We start from the raw sequence: 18,208 nt of genomic DNA, 5'->3' as shown, positions 1-18,208 counted from the left end.
GTGACGACGTGCTGACACCGCTCGGATGGGGGACGGCGGCCGTCTCGGTGCCGCTGTACGCGGCGGGCTGGTGGCTCGGCTACCCCGAGCCCGCGATGCTGGCCCTCGCCGGGCTCGCGGCGGTGGCGGGCGCGCTGCTGTGGACCCTGCCGAAGCCGAGCCTGGACGTCCGCCGGGAGATCGCGCCGGTGCGGGTCGAGCGGGGAGAACCCGCCGTCGCCGTCCTGCACGTGGCCAACGGGGGACGCGCGGTCAGGGGGCTCAGCGCCCGGGACGCGGCCGGGCCCGCGGACATCGCGGTGGACATCCCGCGGCTGCGGCCGGGCGGCAGGCGCACCGTGACCTACCGGCTGCCGACCGCCCGGCGCGGCGAGATCCCGGTGGGGCCGCTGCGGCTGGTGCGGGCCGATCCGCTGCGGCTGGCCCGCCGGGTCCGCGAGTACGGCGCACCGCGGGTGCTGCTCGTCCGGCCGCGGACGGTGCGGCTCGCGGTGCTGCCGTCGGGCCGCGCCCACCACCTGGAGGGCCCGACGAGCGACCGGTCCCCGGCCGGGACGGCGACGTTCCACGCGCTGCGCGAGTACGTGGTCGGTGACGAGATGCGCCACATCCACTGGAAGTCGTCGGCCCGCACCGGGACGCTGATGGTCCGCCGGCTCGTGGACGCGAGCCTGCCGACGACGACGGTCGTGCTGGAGACGCGGTCCGGGGCGTGGCCGGAGCCCGACGACTTCGAGCTGGCCGTGGACGCGGCGGCGTCGGCCGCGGCCGGGGCGGCGTCGGCGGGCTTCCCCGTCCGGATCCTCACCGGCGGCGGCCCGCTGGCCGCCACCCGGGGCGGCCCCGGCGACGTGGAGACCCTCCTCGACGGGCTCACGCCGGTCGGGACGGGGGAGGGGCCGCGGCCGGCCGTGGACGCGGTGCGCGGTGTGCCCGCGGGCGGGTCCCTGGTCGTCGTCGCGAACGGTGCCGCCGAACTGGGGCCGGTCGCGTCCGTGCGGTCCCGGTTCGACCGCGTCGTGGTGCTGCGGGTCAGGCCGCCCGAGCCCGTGCCGGCGCCCCCCGGCGTCCAGGTGATCGATGTCCACGACCTGGACGGGCTGGCGGAATCGTGGCGGCGGCTGGGAAGCGCCCGGTGACCCGGTACGTCTCGCTCGCCGTGACGGCCTGCCTGGTCGCGGTCGCGGGCCTGTCGTTCCAGCGCGTCTTCGGCCTCGGGCCGGTCCTGCCGGTCGCGCTCGCCGCCGCGGCCGTCCCGGCGGTGCTCTGCGGGCTGCTGTCCGGCCCGCGCCGCAAGGCGCCGTGGCCGCTGTGGATCTCGCTCGTGCTGACCGTGCTCGGCTGGGCCGCAACGGTCTCGCTCACCGTCCTGCGCCCGGCCCTGTCCGGCGGGACGCTGCCGCAGGCCCTCCGCGAGGGCGTGCTCGGCTCGTGGAAGGCGGTCTTGACCACGCTGCCGCCCGCGCCCGCCGAGCCCGAGCTCCTCGTCTTGGTCGCCGTGGTGGTGTGGCCGGCGGCGTTCGCGTCCGCCGAACTGGCGCTGCGGACCCCGCTGCGCGCCGCCCCGGCCCTCCCGGCGCTGGGGGTGTGGGCGGTCGCGCTGCCGCTCGGCGTGGACGGCCCCGCGCACACCATCCCGCTCGCCGCCGTGAGCGTCGTGCTCATCGCCGTGCTGGTCCTCGTCCGCGCGGACGGCCCCGACGCGCCCGTCCCCTGGCGGACGCTCGCGCCGGGGGTGCCGGCCGCCGCCGTCCTCGGGGCGCTGGCGTTCGCCGCCGGCCCGCTCGTCCCCGTCGCCGCCGACCCCTACGACCCGCGTGAGCAGGTGCAGGCTCCGCCGCCGCGGCAGCGCGACGGTGTGAGCCCGCTCGACCGCGTCGGGGGCTGGCTGCTGAGCCCCGGCCAGGTGCTGTTCACCGTCCGGTCGCGGCGCAGCGAGGTCGAGCGGCTCGCCGTGCTGGACCGGTTCGACGGTGTGACCTGGTCGTCCACCGCCCGGTTCGTCCCGACCGGGGGCCGCGTGCCGCAGGGGCCGGGGCCGGGCGGGCGGCACGAGGTCGAACAGCACATCACGATCCGGGACCTGCCCGGCGTGTGGGTGCCGGCGCCCGACCGTCCCCGGCGGGTGGACGGGCTCCCCGTCGTCGTCGACCCCGGCAGCGGCGCGCTCGCCGCGGCCGAGCCGCTGCGCCCCGGCCGGACCTACCGGGTCGGCGCCGCCGTGCCCCGGTGGACGGCCGGCGACCTGGCCGGCGCGGCGATCGCGACCGGCGCGGAGGCGGACGCGACGCGGGAACTGCCGTGGGGGCCGGGCGCGGAGAGGCCGCCCGTCCAGCTCGCCGAGTTCCGCAAGTTCGCGGAGGCGGCGACGCGAGGCGCGGGGACGCCGCTCCAGAAGGCCGCGATGCTCGCCGAGTACCTCAAGGGGTACGCCAAGTACGATGTGACCGCGCCGCCAGGGCACAGCTACCGTCAGCTCGACTACTTCCTGGGGGAGGGCAGGCGCGGCACTCCCGAGCACTTCGCCACCGCCTACGCTCTGCTCGCCCGGACGCTCGGCCTGCCGTCCCGCGTCGTCGTGGGGTTCGAGGGCGGCGAACGCGCGGGCGACACCGTGCGGGTCCGTTCCGGGGACGTGGTGGCGTGGCCCGAGATCAAGTTCGACCGTCTCGGCTGGATCCGCTTCAACCCGCTCCCCGACAGTGCCCGTCCGTCCAAGAGGAACGACGGTGTCGCGGCAGGGGAGACGGAACAGAACCTGGAGCAGGCACAGAAGGCCGCGGCTTCCCAGGAGCAGGACCCCGGCTCGGGCAAGACGGCGCAGAAGCAATCCCAGAGACCAGCCCCCGCCCACGACTCGCCCACACCGTGGTGGGTTTTCGCTTCGATCGCGGTAGGCGTTCTCCTTCTCGGCTATTTGTCCGCCGTCCTCCTCGCCCCCGCATTGCGCAGGCGACGCCGCCGGACGGGCACACCCGCCACCCGCATCATCGGTGCCTGGCATCAGGCGCTCGATCATCTCGCCGACGTCGGCCTGACCACCGTACGGACGCTGACCGCGCACGAGGTCGCGCGGTTCGGCGCCGCCGGCATCGGTGCGGAGGCCCGCGGCCATCTGGGGCCGCTCGCCGAGCTCGTCGAGCAGAGCCGCTTCGCCGCGTCCCCGCCCGGCCAGCGCGCCGCCGACCGGGCCTGGCACCACACCGACGCGCTGGGGCGTCTCGTCACCGCCAGGGCCGGACGCCTGCGCCGGATCCGGCGCCGCCTGCACCCGCGATCTCTCCGGGGGACGGCACGCTGACCGGCATCTCGCCGCCCGGCACCGCGCCCGCCTCCAGGCTCACGCCCCGCTCGGCGGTCTCGGCGGGGGAGATGTCCCCGGCCCGGCATGATCGCTACCGTAGCCGTATGCGAGGGAAACATGGCCGGCGGAAGACGCCGAGCCTAGGGAAGATTCTGGGCATCGCCGGGTTCATCGGCGTCACCGCGGCCGGGACGATGGTCGTGCGGGCCGGGCGGCGCCGCCGCTCCCGCGCGCCCGGGGAGATCCGGAACCGGCGGCACGAGCGGCCGGTCGAGGCGTCAGGGAGGCGGCCGTGACGGCGCGCCCGGTCCGGACGCCCGGCCCGGGCGACCTGGACCGCGCCTGGCAGGCGGTGTCCGCCGTGCTCGAACCCACGCCGCTGATCCCGTCCGGCGGCCTGGCTCCGGACGCGCTGCTGAAGCTGGAGACGTTCCAGCCGACCGGCTCGTTCAAGGCGCGCGGCGCGCTCGCGGCCGTCGCCGCGCTGCCGGAGGGCGTGCCGGCCGTCACGGCGAGCGCGGGCAACCACGGGCTCGGCATGGGCTACGCCGCCGCGCGGTCCGGCGCCGAGGTGACCGTGGTCACCTCGGCGCGGGCGTCCATGGCCAAGATCGACAAAATCGGTGCGTATCCGGTGCGGCTCATCCTGCACGGCCAGACCTACGACGAGGCCGAGGCGCACGCGATGACGCTGCCCGGCCACTACGTCTCCCCCTACAACGACCCGGCGGTCATCGCCGGGCAGGGCACCATCGGGCGTGAACTCGACACCCAGGTGGACGGCCCGCTCACGGTCATCGCGCCGGTCGGCGGCGGCGGGCTGCTCGCCGGCCTCTGCCTCTGGGCGCGAGAGCGCGGGGACGTGCGGGTCGTGGGCGTCGAGTCGGCGGTGTCGCGCGGCGTGTCCGCCTCGGTGGCGGCCGGACGCGTCGTCGAGGTCGAGGTCGGCGAGACGTTCGCCGACGGCCTGCCCGGCAACCTCGAACCCGGCTGCGTCACCCCGGCGGTGATCGGGGACACCGCCGAGCTGACGTCGGTCACCGACGACCAGCTCCGGACGGCGCTGCGCTGGCTCTTCCACGAGCACGGCCTCGTCGCCGAGGGCGCGGGCGCCGCGGGGCTCGCCGCCGTCCTCGCCGGCCGGACGGAGGTCACCGGACGCACCGTGGTGGTCGTCTCCGGACGCAACATCACCGTCCCCACCTATATCGACGCGATCCGCGAGAGTTGATCTTTCCGGGCGAAACGCGGGTCTCCCCGAGGGGGGACCCGCTACGGTGTCCCCTGCGAACGGGGCGGGTGAGAACACGTGCGCGTGTCATTTCTGGGGTCTTTGTTCCGGCGTGACCGGTTGACGGGGCAGATCGCGGTCGGGCTCGCCGGCGTGCTCGTGGTCGCCGCCGCCGTCTACGGGGTCGGCGTCGCGAGCGCGAAGTACCGGCTCGCCGACGTCGGCGCATGGCTGACCGCACGCGGCAAGGGCCTCGTCGTGCACGTCAACGGCCCGGCCGCCAAGGTCGACGGCAAGACCGGCGTGATCCCGCAGATGCGCGGCCACAACATCAAGGTCGTCCAGGACGGCGCCACGGTGCTGATCATCGATCTGGACACCGGTGTGGTCAGCCGGCTCGACCCGTCCCAGCTGGACATCGGGACGAGCCGCCCGCTCGGCAAGGGCATCCAGGTCCTCGCCGGGGCCGGGAAGGCGTACACGGTCGACTCGGTCAAGGGCGTCGTCCAGCAGATCGACCCGGTGGGCCTGACCCCGGTCGGCGCGTCCGCGACGCTGCCGCCGATCCTCGGGCAGGCCGGCATCGACGCCAGGGGCACCCTGTGGGTGCCGGTCTCGGGGAACGGGGAGGTCGCGGCGTTCAGGGACGGCCGTCTCCAGCCGCCCGTCCGCGCCGGGAAGCCGGGCGACGGCCTCGCGCTGACCATCGCGGCCGGGGACCCGGTCGTCACCAACTCCGCCGCCGCCACCGCGACCGTCGTCAAGCCGTCCGGGGCGCGGCTCACGGTGAGCCTGCCGACGACCGTCCGGCAGGCGGGACGCGGCGGGGTCCTCGCGCCCGCCGCCACCGACGGGAAGATCGTCCCGCTGCTGGTGCCCGGCACCGGGTCGCTGGTCACCGTCGACACCGACGCCGGGCGGTACTCCAGCACGCGGCTCGCGATGCCGGCGCACCGCTACCGGCCGCCGCAGGCGCTCGGCGCGAAGGTCTACATCCCGGACGAGACCGCCGGCGCCCTGCTCGTGTACGACTCGGCGGCCAACCGGTTCGAGAGCCCGGTCCCGGTGACCGGGCGGCCCGCCCGGCTGGACGTCTTCGTCCGCGACGGGATGCTCTGGGCGAACGACCCGTCCGGCCCCCACGCCGTCGTGATCGACCGGCAGGGCGGCGAGAAGGGCATCGACAAGTACACGGACCGGGTGCCGGGCGGCCCGAAGCGCCGCACCCTCCCGCTGCCCGGCGGCGAGGCCCCGCCGCCGCGCACGCGGCCGCCGTCCCGGCGGCCGAACCGGCCCGGCCCCGGGGAGCCGCCGAGCGCACCGTCCAACGTGTCCGTCACGCCCGGCTCGGGCACGATGCGGATCGACTTCCAGCCCTCGCAGGGCGACGGCGTCCTCGGCTACGTGCTGAAGGACGTCCCGTCCGGCATGACCGTGAGCCCGTCCGCGATCCGGCCCGGCGCGGGGCCCTTCACGTTCACCGTCCGGGGCGGCGACTGCGGGCGCGAGTACCGGTTCCGCGTCGCCGTCCGCTACCGGGACGCCGCCGGCCGGACGCGCGAGCAGGTGTCGGCCGCCGGCGATCCCGTCCGGCCGTGCGTGGCGCCGGGCGCGCCGACCGGCCTCACGGCGCAGGCCACCGCGTCCGGGACCAGGGTCGCGTGGGCGCCGCCGCCCGGCGCGGGCGCGGTCACCTACCGGCTCGCCTACAGCGGCCCGGTCAGCGGCACCGCGATGGGATCGCGCACGTCGGTGACGCTCGGCAACGTGTGGACGAACGGGGCCTACACCTTCACCCTCACGGCCGCGAACGACGCCGGCGCAGGCTCGGCGACCACCCTCGACACCACGCTGACCGGCCCCACGCGCAACTACGCCGTCCAGAGCAACGGCAAGTCCAACGCCTACATCCGGGCGACGCCCGACGGCAACAACGGCGCGATCGTCGCCACCATGTACGACAACAACGGCGAGATGGTCGCCGTCCACTGCAAGGAGAAGGGCGCCTACTACCGGCACCCGCGGGACTCCAGCCTCGCCGGCGACATGTACACCAAGATCACCTGGCGGGGGAAGACCGGCTACGTCCTCGGCTACCTGATCAGCACGCCGGGCGGCTGGACGAGCTACGCCGGCCCCACCGTCTGGAGATGCAAGTAGCCGGTCAGTGCCGCTTCGGCTTCTTCCCCGGCTTCCTCCCCGGGGGCTTGCCCGAGCGGATGCACGCGGGCGCCGACCACGACACGTCCGGCGCCCGGCCCTGGTTGAGGCGCAGCACCGCGCCGACCTTGAAGCAGTAGGCCGTCTCCGGCCGCAGGCCCGGCAGGGTCGCCGAACGCGACCCGGCCCCGACCGTCACGATGGGTTGCGAACCGGCGGGCTGCCGCTGGACGAGCAGCGGCAGTCCCCGCGCGGCGGGCGGCAGCGCCCAGGTGAGCGCGGCCGTCCCGCCGGCCTGGCGGACGGCGAGCCGGCGCGGGCGCGCCGCGGCGAGCTGCGCGGCCGTCACGGGCTGCGGCGCCTGCGTGACCTGGCCCTGCGGGGCGGTCGGGGCCGGCGAGCCGCCGGCCCGCTTCCCCGGATCGCCGCCGCCCGCCAGCGCGAGGGCCCCGATGCCGAGCACCAGCCCGCCGACGAGCGCGACGCCGGCCGCGACGATCAGCCCCCGGCGCGGCCCGTCCTGCGGCCGGCCGGGGAGAGGTCCGGGCGGGCTCGGGTGCGGTGTCATCGGACCCGTCACGCCGGGTGCGCCGCCCGCGGCGAAGCCGCCCGTGGGAGAGCCGTTCGTGGTGGAGCCGCTCGCCCGCGGGTCGCTGGTGGTGGGCGCCCACTCCGGGACGAGCGGCGGCCCCGGCAGGCCGGGCGCCGGGCCCGGTGTCACCGCGCCGCCGCTGTACGCCACGTCCGTGACCGGCAGGCCGAGTTCCGCCTGCGCCCGCTGAAGCGCCTGCGCGAACTCCACGGCGGTCGTGTAACGCTGCTCGGGCGTCTTGGCCATCGCGCGCCCGATGACGTCCGCGACCGGCTTCGGCACGTCCGGCCGGGGGATCGGCGGCGGCGGGTCGTGCAGGATCCGCAGCATCAGCAGCGCGATGCCCTCACCGGGCGGGCCCTTGAACGCCGGCTGCCCGGCGAGCAACTGGTAGAGCGTCGAGCCGAGCGAGTAGATATCGGCGCCGATGCCGGGCGGCCGGCCCTCCAGCACCTCGGGCGCCGCGTGGTGCGGGGTGAACGCCTGGGTGTGCGTGGCGTCGAAGGAGTCGACCAGGCGGGCGATGCCGAAGTCGGCGAGCGCGGGCTCCCCGTACCGCGACAGCAGCACGTTCTGCGGCTTGACGTCCCGGTGCAGGACGTCGGTCTCGTGCGTGGCGGCGAGCGCGCCCGCCGTCTTCACCCCGATCCGCAGCACGTCCGCGACCGGCAGCGGCCCCTCCTTCGCGAGCCGGTCGGTGAGCGCGCCGTGCTCGAAGTACTCCATGGCGATGTAGGGACGGCCGGCGCGGGTGGTGCCGGTGTCCAGCACGGTCACGATGTTGGGATGCCCGGAGAGCCGTCCGGTGATCTTGCATTCGCGCTGGAAGCGGCGCATCGCCGCGGCGTCCACCGTGCCGACCGACAGGACCTTGAGCGCGACCGTCCGGTCGAGGCGCTCCTGGTGCGCGCGGTAGACGACGCTGAAGCCGCCCTCGCCGATCTGCTCCAGCACCCGGTAGCCCGGGACGTCCTCGGTCATGGGTCCGGGGATGCCTTTCCTCACTCGTCTCGCCCGGGGTGCGGCGGGGCGCGAACGTCCGGCGCCGCGCGGCGCGGGACCGTTCCCCGGAAGGTCAACAGCGTAGTACGGGGACGAATCAGGCGTGACCTCTCGCGCCGACCCGCGGGCTCCCGCCCCCGGCCAAGTGACATATACGGAAATGCAATGACATTTCTATTCGGCTGGTTAATCGTTGTCCCAAGTCCGGCCGGCGGCGGACCGCCGCGCCCTACCCTCGGGTTCCGCGACGATGGAACGGCCCAGAGGGAGTGGCCCCCCGTGACCGACGATGTCCTGACGAAGGCGCGGCCGGAAACGCCGCCGACCGATTCGGCTTATGCGGACCTTGTCCGAATGGCGTATTTTGTTCTGCCGGGCCGGGGGAAGCGCGTCCACCGGCTGGCGATCGCCCGCCGGATCGTGGACGGCACCGCGCGCGGCACCCGCGACCGCTCCGCCGCCGGGCGCGCCCGGCGGCGGACCCGCGTGCTGCGCCGGGCGCTGCGCCCCTCCCGCCGGCTCCAGATCGGCCTCGGCCCCTGGCTGCGCGCACTGCCCGCGCAGCTGCCCGACCCCGCGCTCACCACGGTGCTGTCCCGGCTCGCCCCGCACGTCCGCGCCGCCTACGTGCTCGGCCGCATCGAGGGGCTGCCCCGCTATGAGATCCGCGACCAGCTGATCGAGCTCGGGGTGCGCGCCCCGTGGTCGGCGATCCGCGCCGCCGAGGCCGTCCAGGTGCCCGCGCCGCGCGGCGCCGACCGGTTCGGGCCGGAGACGCTGCGCCCCGTCCGCAACCGGTCGGTGCTGCCGCTCGCGGCCGTCGTCGTGCTGACCGGCGGGCTCGTCGCCGCGGTGGTCGCGACCGGGGGCGGCGGCCCGCGGGAGGCGTCCGCGCACTCCCTGCGGCTGGTCTCGGCCGCCCCGGACGCCTGGACGCGCGGCGCCCGCACTCTCGACGCCTGGCCCGCGCGCGGCGACCTCGCCGGCGACCGGGCGTTCACCCGCCGCGCCGCCGGCGCCTGGTCGGCCGCGACCGGGGACCGGCGCGCCGCGCGGGGCACCGCCCGGCTCCTCTACGCGGGCCGCCTCGACGGGACGCCCCTCGCCGTCATGCGGAGCGGCGGCCTGCTGGCCCGCTACACGCCCGGCCGGCTGGACGTCGCCGCCGCCGGCACCGACCCGTCCGCCCCGATCGCCCTCGGCGGCGGACGCTACCTCCTCGCCCCCTGGGACACCGGGCCCGAGACCCTCACCGGCCGGCCGCTCGCCGTGTCCGGCGGGGTGACCGCGCCCGCCCGCGCCCGCACCGGATGCGGCCGGGGCCCGCTGTTCCACCTCGGCTCCCGGACGTTCGGCGACCTCGGCGGGCCGCGCGCCACCGCCCTCGCCTACCGGCTGCCCGAGGACCGCCCGGACGGCACCGGGCGGCCGGCTCGCCTCGGGCCGCGGGGCCGCGGGATCTGGGACCGGCTGGCCTGCGCGGCGGCCGATCCGGCGAAGCCGGTGTCGGAGGCGACGGCGTCCGGCTTCTGGTCCGGGGAGCTGCCGTACGGCGGGACGTCCGCCGAGTGGGTCTGCACCCGCCTGACCTACGCCGCCGGCGGCACCGGCGCCCAGGCGGCGCTCCTCGGCGGGGAGGTCCGGCCGACCGGCGCCTGCGACCCCGGCCGCCCGGTCAGCGGGACCTGGTGGCGCGCCCCGTCCGGCCGCTGGTACTACTTGGCGGCGGCCGGACACGGCCGCGTCCCGCACGCGGCCGGCCTCCGCCGCTCGACGAGCTGGAACGGCCTGCTCGTCGGCACCGGCACCCCGCAGGCACCGGTCACCCTGACCGCCCGCTGACCGGAACCCGCGTCAGCGAACGCTTACCCGAATGGTGCACACTGGGGGAGACCGAACAAGATTCAGGGAGTCGCAGATGGGCAAGGGGCCGCTGTCCGGAGTACGGGTGATCGAGCTGGCCGGGATCGGGCCGGGCCCGTTCGCCGCGATGCTGCTGGCCGACCTCGGCGCCGACGTGATCCGCGTCGACCGCGCCTCCGCCGTCCGGGACGGCGAGCGGACCGGCGGCACCGACTTCACCAACCGGGGCAAGCGGTCGATCGCCATCGACCTGAAGAACGAGCGGGGCCGCGAGGTCGTGCTCCGCCTGGTGGACAGGTCCGACGTCCTCCTCGAAGGGTTCCGGCCCGGCGTCACCGAACGCCTCGGCATCGGCCCGGACGACTGCCTCGCCCGCAACCCGCGCCTGGTCTACGGCCGGATGACCGGCTGGGGGCAGCAGGGCCCGCTCTCCCACACCGCCGGCCACGACGTCGGCTACATCGCCGTCACCGGCGCCCTGCACGCGATCGGCCGCGCCGGCGGCCCGCCGCAGGTCCCGATGAACCTCCTCGGCGACTTCGCCGGCGGCAGCATGTACCTGATCGTCGGGGTCCTGTCCGCCCTCCTCGAAGCCAGGACGAGCGGACGCGGCCAGGTCGTCGACGCCGCCATCGTGGACGGCACCGCGCACCTGTCGACCTTCATCCACGCCTTCCTCGCGGGCGGGCTCTGGGAGGACCGCCGCGGCGTCAACATGCTCGACACCGGCGCCCCCTGGTACGACGTCTACGAGACCTCCGACGGCCGCCACATGGCCGTCGGCGCCATCGAGTCCCAGTTCTACGCCGAGTTCCTCCGCCTCCTCGGCCTCGACGGCGAGGACCTCCCGCACCAGCACGACCGCGCCGGCTGGCCGGCCCTCCGCGAGCGCTTCGCCGCGGTCTTCCGCACGAAGACCCGTGACGAATGGGCGGAGATCTTCGTCCCGAGCGACGCCTGCGTGGCCCCCGTCCTGTCCCTGACCGAGGCCGCCGAGCACCCCTACAACACGGCCCGCGACGTCTTCCCCGACCTCGCGGGCCATCGCCAGCCCGCCCCGGCGCCCCGCTTCTCGCGCACCGCCACCGCGACCGACGGCGTCCCCGCCCTTCCCGGCGGCCAGACCCGCGCCGTCCTGGACGACCTGGGCTTCGACGACGCCGAGACCCTCCTGAAGGAGGGCGCCGTAGCCCAGGCATGAGCCCCAGGGCGCCCGGCGGACCCCGCTGGGCGCCGCTTTTCCCGGGGTCAGCCGGTCGCGTCCGCCACGGCCCGCGCCCAGAGCCCGAGGGCGTCGTCGATCTGCTCCCCGGTGACGATCAGCGGCGGGATCATCCGGACGACGTTGCCGTACGCTCCGCAGGTCAGCAGCAGGAGCCCGTGTTCGACCGCCGCCTTGTGCGCCCGCTGCGCGGTGGCGGCGTCCGGCTCCCCGTCCGGCGTGGTGAACTCGCTGGCCTGCATCAGCCCGAGCCCGCGCACGTCGCCGATCCCCGGATGGTCGGCGGCGACCTTGCGGAGCCCGTCGTGCAGCCGCGCGCCCTGCCGGGCGGCGTTGCCGACGAGGTCCTCCTCGGCGATGACCTGGAGCGTGGCGAGCGCGGCGGCGCACGCGACCGCGTTACCCCCGTACGTGCCGCCCTGCGAGCCCGGCCGGGCCTTCTCCATCAGCGCGGTGGGCGCCGCGATCGCCGACAGCGGGAACCCGCTGGCCAGCCCCTTCGCCGTGATCAGGACGTCCGGGCGCACGGCCGCGTGCTCGTGCCCCCAGAACCGGCCGGTCCGCCCGAACCCGGTCTGCACCTCGTCTGCGATCAGCAGGATGCCGTGCCGGTCGGCGCGTTCGCGCAGCCCCTCCAGGAACGCGGGGGGCGCCGGGATGTAGCCGCCCTCGCCGAGGACGGGCTCGACGACGAACGCGGCCGTGTCGGACGCCGGGCTCGCGGTGACCAGCAGGTAGTCCAGCTCGCGCAGCGCGAACCGGGTCGCCTCCTCCTCGTCCCACCCGTACCGGTAGGACTGCGGGAACGGTGCGATGGCGGCGCCGGGCATCAGCGGGCCGATGCCCGCGCGGAACTTCGTGCCCGCCGTGGTGAGCGCGGCGGCGCCCATCGTCCGGCCGTGGAACGAGCCGTGGAAGACGACGATGTTCTGCCGCCCGGTCGCGTGCCGGGCGAGCCGGATGGACGCCTCGACGGCCTCGCTGCCGCTGTTGAGGAAGAACAGCGAGTCCAGGCCGTCCGGCAGCACCTCGCCGAGCGCGTCGACCAGCCGCAGCAGCGGCTCGTGCATGACGGTCGTGTACTGCCCGTGGATCAGCGTGCCTACCTGCTCCCGCGCCGCCTCCACCACCCGCGGGTGGCAGTGGCCGGTGCCCGTGACCCCGATGCCCGCGGTGAAGTCCAGGTGCCGGCGGCCGTCGGTGCCGTAGAGGTACACGCCCTCGCCGCGGGCGGCCAGGACGGGGGTGGCCTGCTTGAGCAGGGGTGAGAGCGTAGCCATGCGTCCTCCGGTAGATTGTCGACAATCTGCAATCTAAGTGTCCGGTGGCCGGGTGTCCAGGGGCGTTCCCGCTACGGCTGCGAGGTGCGGAGCCGCTGGATGGAGTCGGTCATGTGCTCCTCGATGAGCGCCAGCAGCCGCTCCTCCTCGCCGTCGCCGATCGCGTCGACGAGCCGGCGGTGCTCCTCCACGAGGTCGGACGGCTCGGGATAGGTGTCCTGCAGCGCGTTCAGGCACATGCGCGTCTCCACCAGCAGGGTGTGCGCCATCCGCTCCAGCCGGGGGCTGCCGGACGAGCTGACCAGCACCTCGTGGAACGCCTGGTCGGCGTCGCTCATCGCGACCCGGTCGCGCTGCCGCGCCGCACCCACCAGCGCTTCGAGGGCCTCGGTGAGCCGGGCGACCGCCTCACCGCGGTTCCGCGCCATGATCAGCCGGCACGCCTCCCGTTCGATCGCGAGCCGGGCGAGGTAGACGTCCTCGACGTCCCCCTCGTCCAGCGTGATCACGAACAGCCCGCGGTGCGGCTCGCTGACCAGCAGCCCCTCCTGGACGAGCCGCTGCATCGCCTCGCGCAGCGGCCCGCGGCTGATGCCGAGGCGCCCGGCCAGCTCGGCCTCGCCGAGCTGCGCGCCGGGCTCCAGCGACCCGTACATGATCGCCGAACGCAGCTCGTCCGAGACGAGCTCGACGGTCGACTTGCGGGGGACAGGTTCCAGCTCACCCAATCGGCCCATGCCGCAGGCCCCTTTCCTCATAGCTTCCAGGTATGCCGTCCCAGCCCGGTGATACCGGCGGAGACGGTGGCGGGCACGGCGAACAGCCGGCCCAGCCCGGTGCGCGGAGGGAGCCCCCCGGGGCCGGACGCGAGCCGCAGCCCCTCCCACACGCTCACCTGGTTGGCGGTCAGCACGGGCTTGCCGACCAGCGCCTCGAGTTCGTCGAGCCAGGCCACGGTGTGCAGCGCGGTGTCGGGCACCAGCACCGCCTCGGCGTCCGGATGGTCGTTGGCCGCGACGAAGGCGAGCACCTCGTCACGTCCGAGGGTGCCGACCTCGGCGGCGGTGACGATGCCCCGGCAGGACAGTGCCACCACCTCGACGCCGGCGTGGCCGAGGAAGCCGGCGAACTGCGCGGCGACGTCGGCCGGATAGGTCGCGGCGACCGCGACCCTGGTCACGCCGAGCTCCTGCGCCGCGTGCACGAACGCGAACGACGTGCTGGACGCGGGCACGCCCGTGATCTCCTGGACGTCCGCGACCTGCCGCGCGGCGCCCTCCCAGCCGAACACGAAGCTTCCGCTCGTGCAGGCCCAGACGGCGGCTTTGACGCCCATGGCGCGCAGCGCGCGCGCACCCTCGCCGAGGACGTCCGGGCCGCCGATGTCCAGCAGCGCGTCGACGCGGTGGGCGTCCTCGCGCATGAGCGTGTGCACGACCGGCAGGCTGACCTCGCCGAGGGCGCGCTCGATGGCGGGGTAGTCGTCCTCGGCGCTGTAGCCCGGGTACAGGAACCCGGCGCTCACCATGTTCGGCCGCATGTTGCGGGCGATCATACCTTCGCGGATCATGGACGCCGCTCCCTTCAAGCCGCCGTGGACGGGGCGAATTCCACCAGCGACTGCCCGGGACCGGCCGCGGTACGGCCCATCGCGCGCAGCGCCGAGCACATCGTCACCTGGTTGGCGGTGAGCACCGGCTTGCAGATCATCTGTTCCAGCGGCGCGATGATGTCGTACGTCGGCACGTTCGTGCAGCTGATGAACACGGCCTCGGCCTCGGGGACGTCCACCGTGGACACCGCCGCCACGATCTCGCCGTAGCCGACCTTCCAGATGTGGCTGAGCAGCCCCAGCCCGACCGACGACACGACCTCGATGCCGTACTCGCCGAGGAACGACAGGAGCCGGTCGGTGACCGCGTCGATGTAGGGGGTGACGACCGCGATGCGCGAGACGTTGAGCAGCCGGAGCGACTCCACGAGCGCGCCCGAGGTCGTCGTGGACACCGGTGCGCCGGCCGACAGCATCGACCGGTGCAGCTCCAGCTCGCCCGCCTTGCCGCGGATGAAGCTGCCGGACGCGCACGCGTAGGCGACCGCGAGCGGCTCGGGTGCGAGGACGTCCCGGGTCGCCTGCCGGACGATCGACTGGTCGGACAGCGCGGCGGCCATCTCGACGGTGACCGGGACGGGGACGTACGGGAGCCGGGTCATGAACAGTGACACGTCGTCGGGCGTCCACCGCCACAGTTCGCGGTCGAGGGCGAAGTCGAACGGCGCGACCACCCCGATACCGTGCTGGGCCAGGAGTTCGGGGCCGACGACCAGCGTGGGGTCGAATGCCATCTGGGTGCCCGCCGCTCTAGGACTCGGCGCGGCTGTAGACGAGGCGCTCGCCGATACCGCCGGAGCGCCAGACGTCGTTGCAGGCCTCGGCCATCCGGTCGAGCCCGTCGACGATCGTCGCGTACACGTTGCCGGGGACCCAGCCGACGTCCCCGTTCAGCAGCAGGTTGTTGCGGCCGTAGAAGATGGCGAGGTCGATGACGCCGGGCAGCGCGTGGATGTTCTTCTCCTCCTTGAACTTCCGGTCGAGCATCCCGCCGGGGAAGGAGAAGTAGACGACGTCGCCCGGGATGGGGGTGACGGTGGGGTTCTCCAGGCCGACCTCTTCCTCGGAGAACCGTTCGACCATCGTGTACACCTCGTTGCGGGCGTACTTGGCGTGGTACGCCTCGCCGCCGAGGGGCAGGGCGCGCCATACCGCCTCGCAGGTCCGCGGGGCGTCCTTCTCCAGTAGCTCCGCGACGCATGAGACGCCGCGACGTTCCAGAGTGATGGTCATGAGCTTGGGCATGCTGGGCCTCCCCGCGACAGGGGTGGGCGAGAGCGTCGCCACCCGAAGGACTCTTTCCGTTAGAGCGCTCTGGGATCCGTCCTGGCCCTGCTGGGCAGCGGTTGCGACGGTCTTGCAGCACACGTGGTCAGGGCGGTGAACCCGGGGTCGCGGGGCACCGCGCTGATTGTTGACAATCCTACGAACGCTTCCTAGCGTGTCAATGCCTCTCCGAGGTGCCTTCACCTAACTCCGCACACCCCGGAAGTGACGCCGATGGAGCCTGTCCAGCACGGACCCGGTGGGTCCCCTGACGTGGTGGTACTCGTCGGGGACGTCCATCCGCGCGGCATGGCGGAGGCGGAGCGGCTCGCGCGTGTCCGGTACGTGCGGGAGACGGAGCTGGCGGAGGCCCTTCCCGGTGCCGACGCGGTCTTCATGTGGGACTTCCTGTCGGACGCGCTGGCGGGCGCGTGGCCGCCGGGCGGGGGCCCGGACTGGGTGCACATCGCGAGCGCCGGCGTCGACCGCCTGCTGTTCCCCGCCCTGGTCGAGGGTGACACCATCGTCACCAACTCGCGAGGGATCTTCGACGAGCCGATCGCCGAGTACGTCCTCGGGCTCGTGCTGGCGTTCGCCAAGGACCTGCACACCACCCTCCGGCTGCAGGGCGAGCGCCGCTGGCGGCACCGCGAGACCGAGCGGATCACCGGCGCCCGCGCGCTCGTCATCGGCACCGGGCCGATCGGCCGCGCCATCGGCCGCCGCCTCGGCGCGGCCGGGCTCGCCGTCGCCGGCGCCGGCCGCACCGCCCGCGATGTCGACCCCGACCTCGGCACCGTCCATCCGGTGGAACGGCTGGACGAGGCGCTCGCCGAGGCCGACTACGTGGTGCTCGCCGCGCCGCTGACCCCGCAGACCCGCGGCATGATCGACGCCGCCGCGCTGGCGCGGATGCGGCCGTCCGCGCGGCTCATCAACGTGGGGCGCGGTGCGCTGGTGTGCGAGCCCGACCTCGTCAAGGCGCTCCACGACGGCCGGATCGCGGGCGCCGCGCTCGACGTCTTCGAGGACGAGCCGCTCCCGGCGTCCTCGCCGCTGTGGGAGATGCCGAACGTCGTCGTCTCCCCGCACATGTCCGGCGACGTGATCGGCTGGCGGGACGAGCTCGTCCGGCTGTTCACCGACAACCTCGGCCGTTACGTGTCCGGCCGCCCGCTGCGCAACGTCGTGGACAAGCGGCTCGGCTATGTCGGATCGACCATGGACAAGAGGAGGCGGTCATGAGCGACGCGGCCGACCTGACCGCGACCGAACTGCTGGCGGAGTACGGGGCCGGGGCGCTCTCCCCGGTCGAGGCCGCCGAGGCCGTCCTCGCCCGGATCGCGCGGGACGACCCGGGCATCAACGCGTTCTGCCTCGTCGACGAGGAGACGACGCTCGACATGGCGCGCGCCGCGGCCGACCGGTGGCGGCGCGGCGCGATGCTCGGCCCGCTGGACGGCGTGCCCGTCTCCATCAAGGACGTCCTGCTCACCCGCGGCTGGCCCACGCTGCGCGGCTCCACGACCACCGACCCGGCGGGCCCGTGGGACGAGGACGCGCCGGCGGTGGCGCGGCTCCGCGAGCAGGGCGCGGTGTTCGTCGGCAAGACGACCACGCCCGAGTTCGCGTGGAAGGGCGTCACCGACAGCCCGCTCACCAGCGTCACCCGCAACCCGTGGGACACCTCCCGCACGCCGGGCGGGTCGAGCGGCGGCGCGGCGGCGGCCGTCGCGGCGGGCATGGCGCCGCTCGCGCTCGGCACCGACGGCGGCGGCTCGGTGCGCATCCCGGCCGCGTTCACCGGCACGTTCGCCCTCAAGCCGACGTACGGCCGCGTCCCGCACTACCCGGCGAGCCCGTTCGGCACGCTCGCGCACACCGGCCCGATGACCAACACGGTCGCGGATGCGGCGCTGCTGCTGGACGCGGTGTGCGGCGTCGACGGCCGGGACTGGTCGTCGCTGCCGCCGCCGGACGTCCCGTTCACCGGCGGCGGGCCGGACGAGCTGACCGGCCTGCGCGTCGCGTTCAGCCCCGACCTCGGGTTCGCGGAGGTCGATCCGCAGGTCGCGGCGTCCGTGGCGGCCGCCGCCGAGGTGTTCACCGAACTGGGCGCGAAGGTCGAGCAGGTCGATCCGGGGCTCGGCGGCGACCCCGTCGAGGAGTTCGAGATCCTCTGGTTCGCGGGTGCCGCCAAGGTCGTCGAGCACCTGTCCGCGCAGGCTCGGACGCGGCTCGACCCGGGCCTTCGGGAGATCTGCGAGCAGGGTGCGCGGTACTCGGCCGCCGACTACCTCGCCGCCACCGCCCGCCGCATGGAGCTGGGCCGCGTCATGGGCCTGTTCCACGAGCGGTACGACCTGCTGCTGACGCCGACGATGCCGATCGCCGCGTTCGAGGCCGGCCGGGAGGTCCCGGCGGGCTCGCCGTCCCCGCGCTGGACGAGCTGGACCCCGTTCACCTACCCGTTCAACATGACCCAGCAGCCCGCCGCGAGCCTGCCGTGCGGCTTCACCGCGGACGGGCTGCCCATCGGCCTGCAGGTCATCGGCGCCCGGCACGCCGACGCCCTGGTCATGACCGCCTGCGCCGCCTACGAGCAGGCGCGCCCGTGGCGTGGCCGGCGGCCGGAGCGGGGCGCCGGCGGGAGGCCCTGAGCAGCCGGGCCACTGC

General features: G+C 75.0%; 15 protein-coding genes. 9 read left to right on the top strand and 6 right to left on the bottom strand.

What is annotated here, in order from left to right:
- The first annotated feature begins 8 nt into the window (after nucleotides 1–8).
- The 5 genes from ACQP1N_RS21970 to ACQP1N_RS21950 all read left to right on the top strand — a co-directional run bounded on the left by ACQP1N_RS21970 (nucleotide 9) and on the right by ACQP1N_RS21950 (nucleotide 6,695).
- The gene (locus ACQP1N_RS21970) at nucleotides 9–1,139 is read left to right on the top strand and encodes a DUF58 domain-containing protein (protein WP_433226339.1); all 1,131 of its coding nucleotides are present in this window, start codon (nucleotides 9–11) and stop codon (nucleotides 1,137–1,139) included.
- The gene (locus tag ACQP1N_RS21965) at nucleotides 1,136–3,301 is read left to right on the top strand and encodes a DUF3488 and transglutaminase-like domain-containing protein (RefSeq protein ID WP_433226336.1); all 2,166 of its coding nucleotides are present in this window, start codon (nucleotides 1,136–1,138) and stop codon (nucleotides 3,299–3,301) included. The genes ACQP1N_RS21970 and ACQP1N_RS21965 overlap by 4 nt, the downstream gene beginning before the upstream one ends.
- 107 nt (nucleotides 3,302–3,408) lie before the next feature.
- Nucleotides 3,409–3,600: a hypothetical protein gene (locus ACQP1N_RS21960; protein ID WP_433226334.1), complete on the top strand. Its 192-nt coding sequence runs from the start codon at nucleotides 3,409–3,411 to the stop codon at nucleotides 3,598–3,600.
- Nucleotides 3,597–4,535, top strand: a complete 939-nt coding sequence (locus ACQP1N_RS21955) for a pyridoxal-phosphate dependent enzyme (RefSeq protein ID WP_433226332.1) — start codon at nucleotides 3,597–3,599, stop codon at nucleotides 4,533–4,535. The genes ACQP1N_RS21960 and ACQP1N_RS21955 overlap by 4 nt, the downstream gene beginning before the upstream one ends.
- A gap of 120 nt (nucleotides 4,536–4,655) precedes the next feature.
- A complete protein-coding gene (locus tag ACQP1N_RS21950; RefSeq protein ID WP_433226330.1) occupies nucleotides 4,656–6,695 on the top strand; it encodes a fibronectin type III domain-containing protein in 2,040 nt (679 codons plus the stop codon).
- 4 nt (nucleotides 6,696–6,699) lie between these two features.
- Here the strand turns inward: ACQP1N_RS21950 and ACQP1N_RS21945 are convergent, their stop codons facing one another.
- Entirely contained in the window at nucleotides 6,700–8,268 is a 1,569-nt protein-coding gene (locus tag ACQP1N_RS21945) for a protein kinase domain-containing protein (protein WP_433226328.1), read from the bottom strand.
- A 375-nt stretch (nucleotides 8,269–8,643) separates the two neighbouring features.
- Here ACQP1N_RS21945 and ACQP1N_RS21940 point away from each other — a divergent pair, with 375 nt between their 5' ends.
- Both ACQP1N_RS21940 and ACQP1N_RS21935 read left to right on the top strand, forming a co-directional pair.
- Nucleotides 8,644–10,131 (top strand): hypothetical protein, encoded by a 1,488-nt coding sequence (locus ACQP1N_RS21940; protein ID WP_433226326.1) that lies wholly within the window; start codon nucleotides 8,644–8,646, stop codon nucleotides 10,129–10,131.
- A 76-nt stretch (nucleotides 10,132–10,207) separates the two neighbouring features.
- Nucleotides 10,208–11,353 carry a CaiB/BaiF CoA transferase family protein gene (locus ACQP1N_RS21935; RefSeq protein ID WP_067799983.1) on the top strand — a complete coding sequence of 382 codons (1,146 nt, stop codon included), beginning with the start codon at nucleotides 10,208–10,210 and terminating at the stop codon, nucleotides 11,351–11,353.
- 47 nt (nucleotides 11,354–11,400) lie between these two features.
- Here the strand turns inward: ACQP1N_RS21935 and ACQP1N_RS21930 are convergent, their stop codons facing one another.
- The 5 genes from ACQP1N_RS21930 to ACQP1N_RS21910 form a co-directional block, all read right to left on the bottom strand.
- Nucleotides 11,401–12,654: an aspartate aminotransferase family protein gene (locus ACQP1N_RS21930; RefSeq protein WP_067799986.1), complete on the bottom strand. Its 1,254-nt coding sequence runs from the start codon at nucleotides 12,652–12,654 to the stop codon at nucleotides 11,401–11,403.
- Between the two features lie 71 nt (nucleotides 12,655–12,725).
- Complete coding sequence (locus ACQP1N_RS21925) at nucleotides 12,726–13,391, bottom strand: GntR family transcriptional regulator (RefSeq protein ID WP_067799987.1); 666 nt, start codon at nucleotides 13,389–13,391, stop codon at nucleotides 12,726–12,728.
- A gap of 17 nt (nucleotides 13,392–13,408) precedes the next feature.
- On the bottom strand, nucleotides 13,409–14,182 hold the full coding sequence (locus tag ACQP1N_RS21920) for a maleate cis-trans isomerase family protein (RefSeq protein WP_067800052.1): 774 nt from the start codon (nucleotides 14,180–14,182) through the stop codon (nucleotides 13,409–13,411).
- Nucleotides 14,183–14,238: 56 nt separating this feature from the next.
- A complete protein-coding gene (locus tag ACQP1N_RS21915) occupies nucleotides 14,239–15,000 on the bottom strand; it encodes a maleate cis-trans isomerase family protein (protein WP_067799990.1) in 762 nt (253 codons plus the stop codon).
- Nucleotides 15,001–15,016: 16 nt separating this feature from the next.
- Nucleotides 15,017–15,499 carry a DUF3830 family protein gene (locus ACQP1N_RS21910; RefSeq protein ID WP_207394231.1) on the bottom strand — a complete coding sequence of 161 codons (483 nt, stop codon included), beginning with the start codon at nucleotides 15,497–15,499 and terminating at the stop codon, nucleotides 15,017–15,019.
- A gap of 267 nt (nucleotides 15,500–15,766) precedes the next feature.
- Here ACQP1N_RS21910 and ACQP1N_RS21905 point away from each other — a divergent pair, with 267 nt between their 5' ends.
- Complete coding sequence (locus ACQP1N_RS21905) at nucleotides 15,767–16,777, top strand: D-2-hydroxyacid dehydrogenase (protein ID WP_433226323.1); 1,011 nt, start codon at nucleotides 15,767–15,769, stop codon at nucleotides 16,775–16,777.
- Nucleotides 16,774–18,192, top strand: a complete 1,419-nt coding sequence (locus ACQP1N_RS21900; protein ID WP_433226321.1) for an amidase — start codon at nucleotides 16,774–16,776, stop codon at nucleotides 18,190–18,192. The genes ACQP1N_RS21905 and ACQP1N_RS21900 overlap by 4 nt, the downstream gene beginning before the upstream one ends.
- Nucleotides 18,193–18,208: the final 16 nt, after the last annotated feature.

It is taken from the genome of Actinomadura formosensis (assembly GCF_050948385.1).
In the GTDB taxonomy this organism is placed as follows: domain Bacteria; phylum Actinomycetota; class Actinomycetes; order Streptosporangiales; family Streptosporangiaceae; genus Spirillospora; species Spirillospora formosensis.
This window is presented reverse-complemented; position numbering and strand designations above follow the sequence as displayed.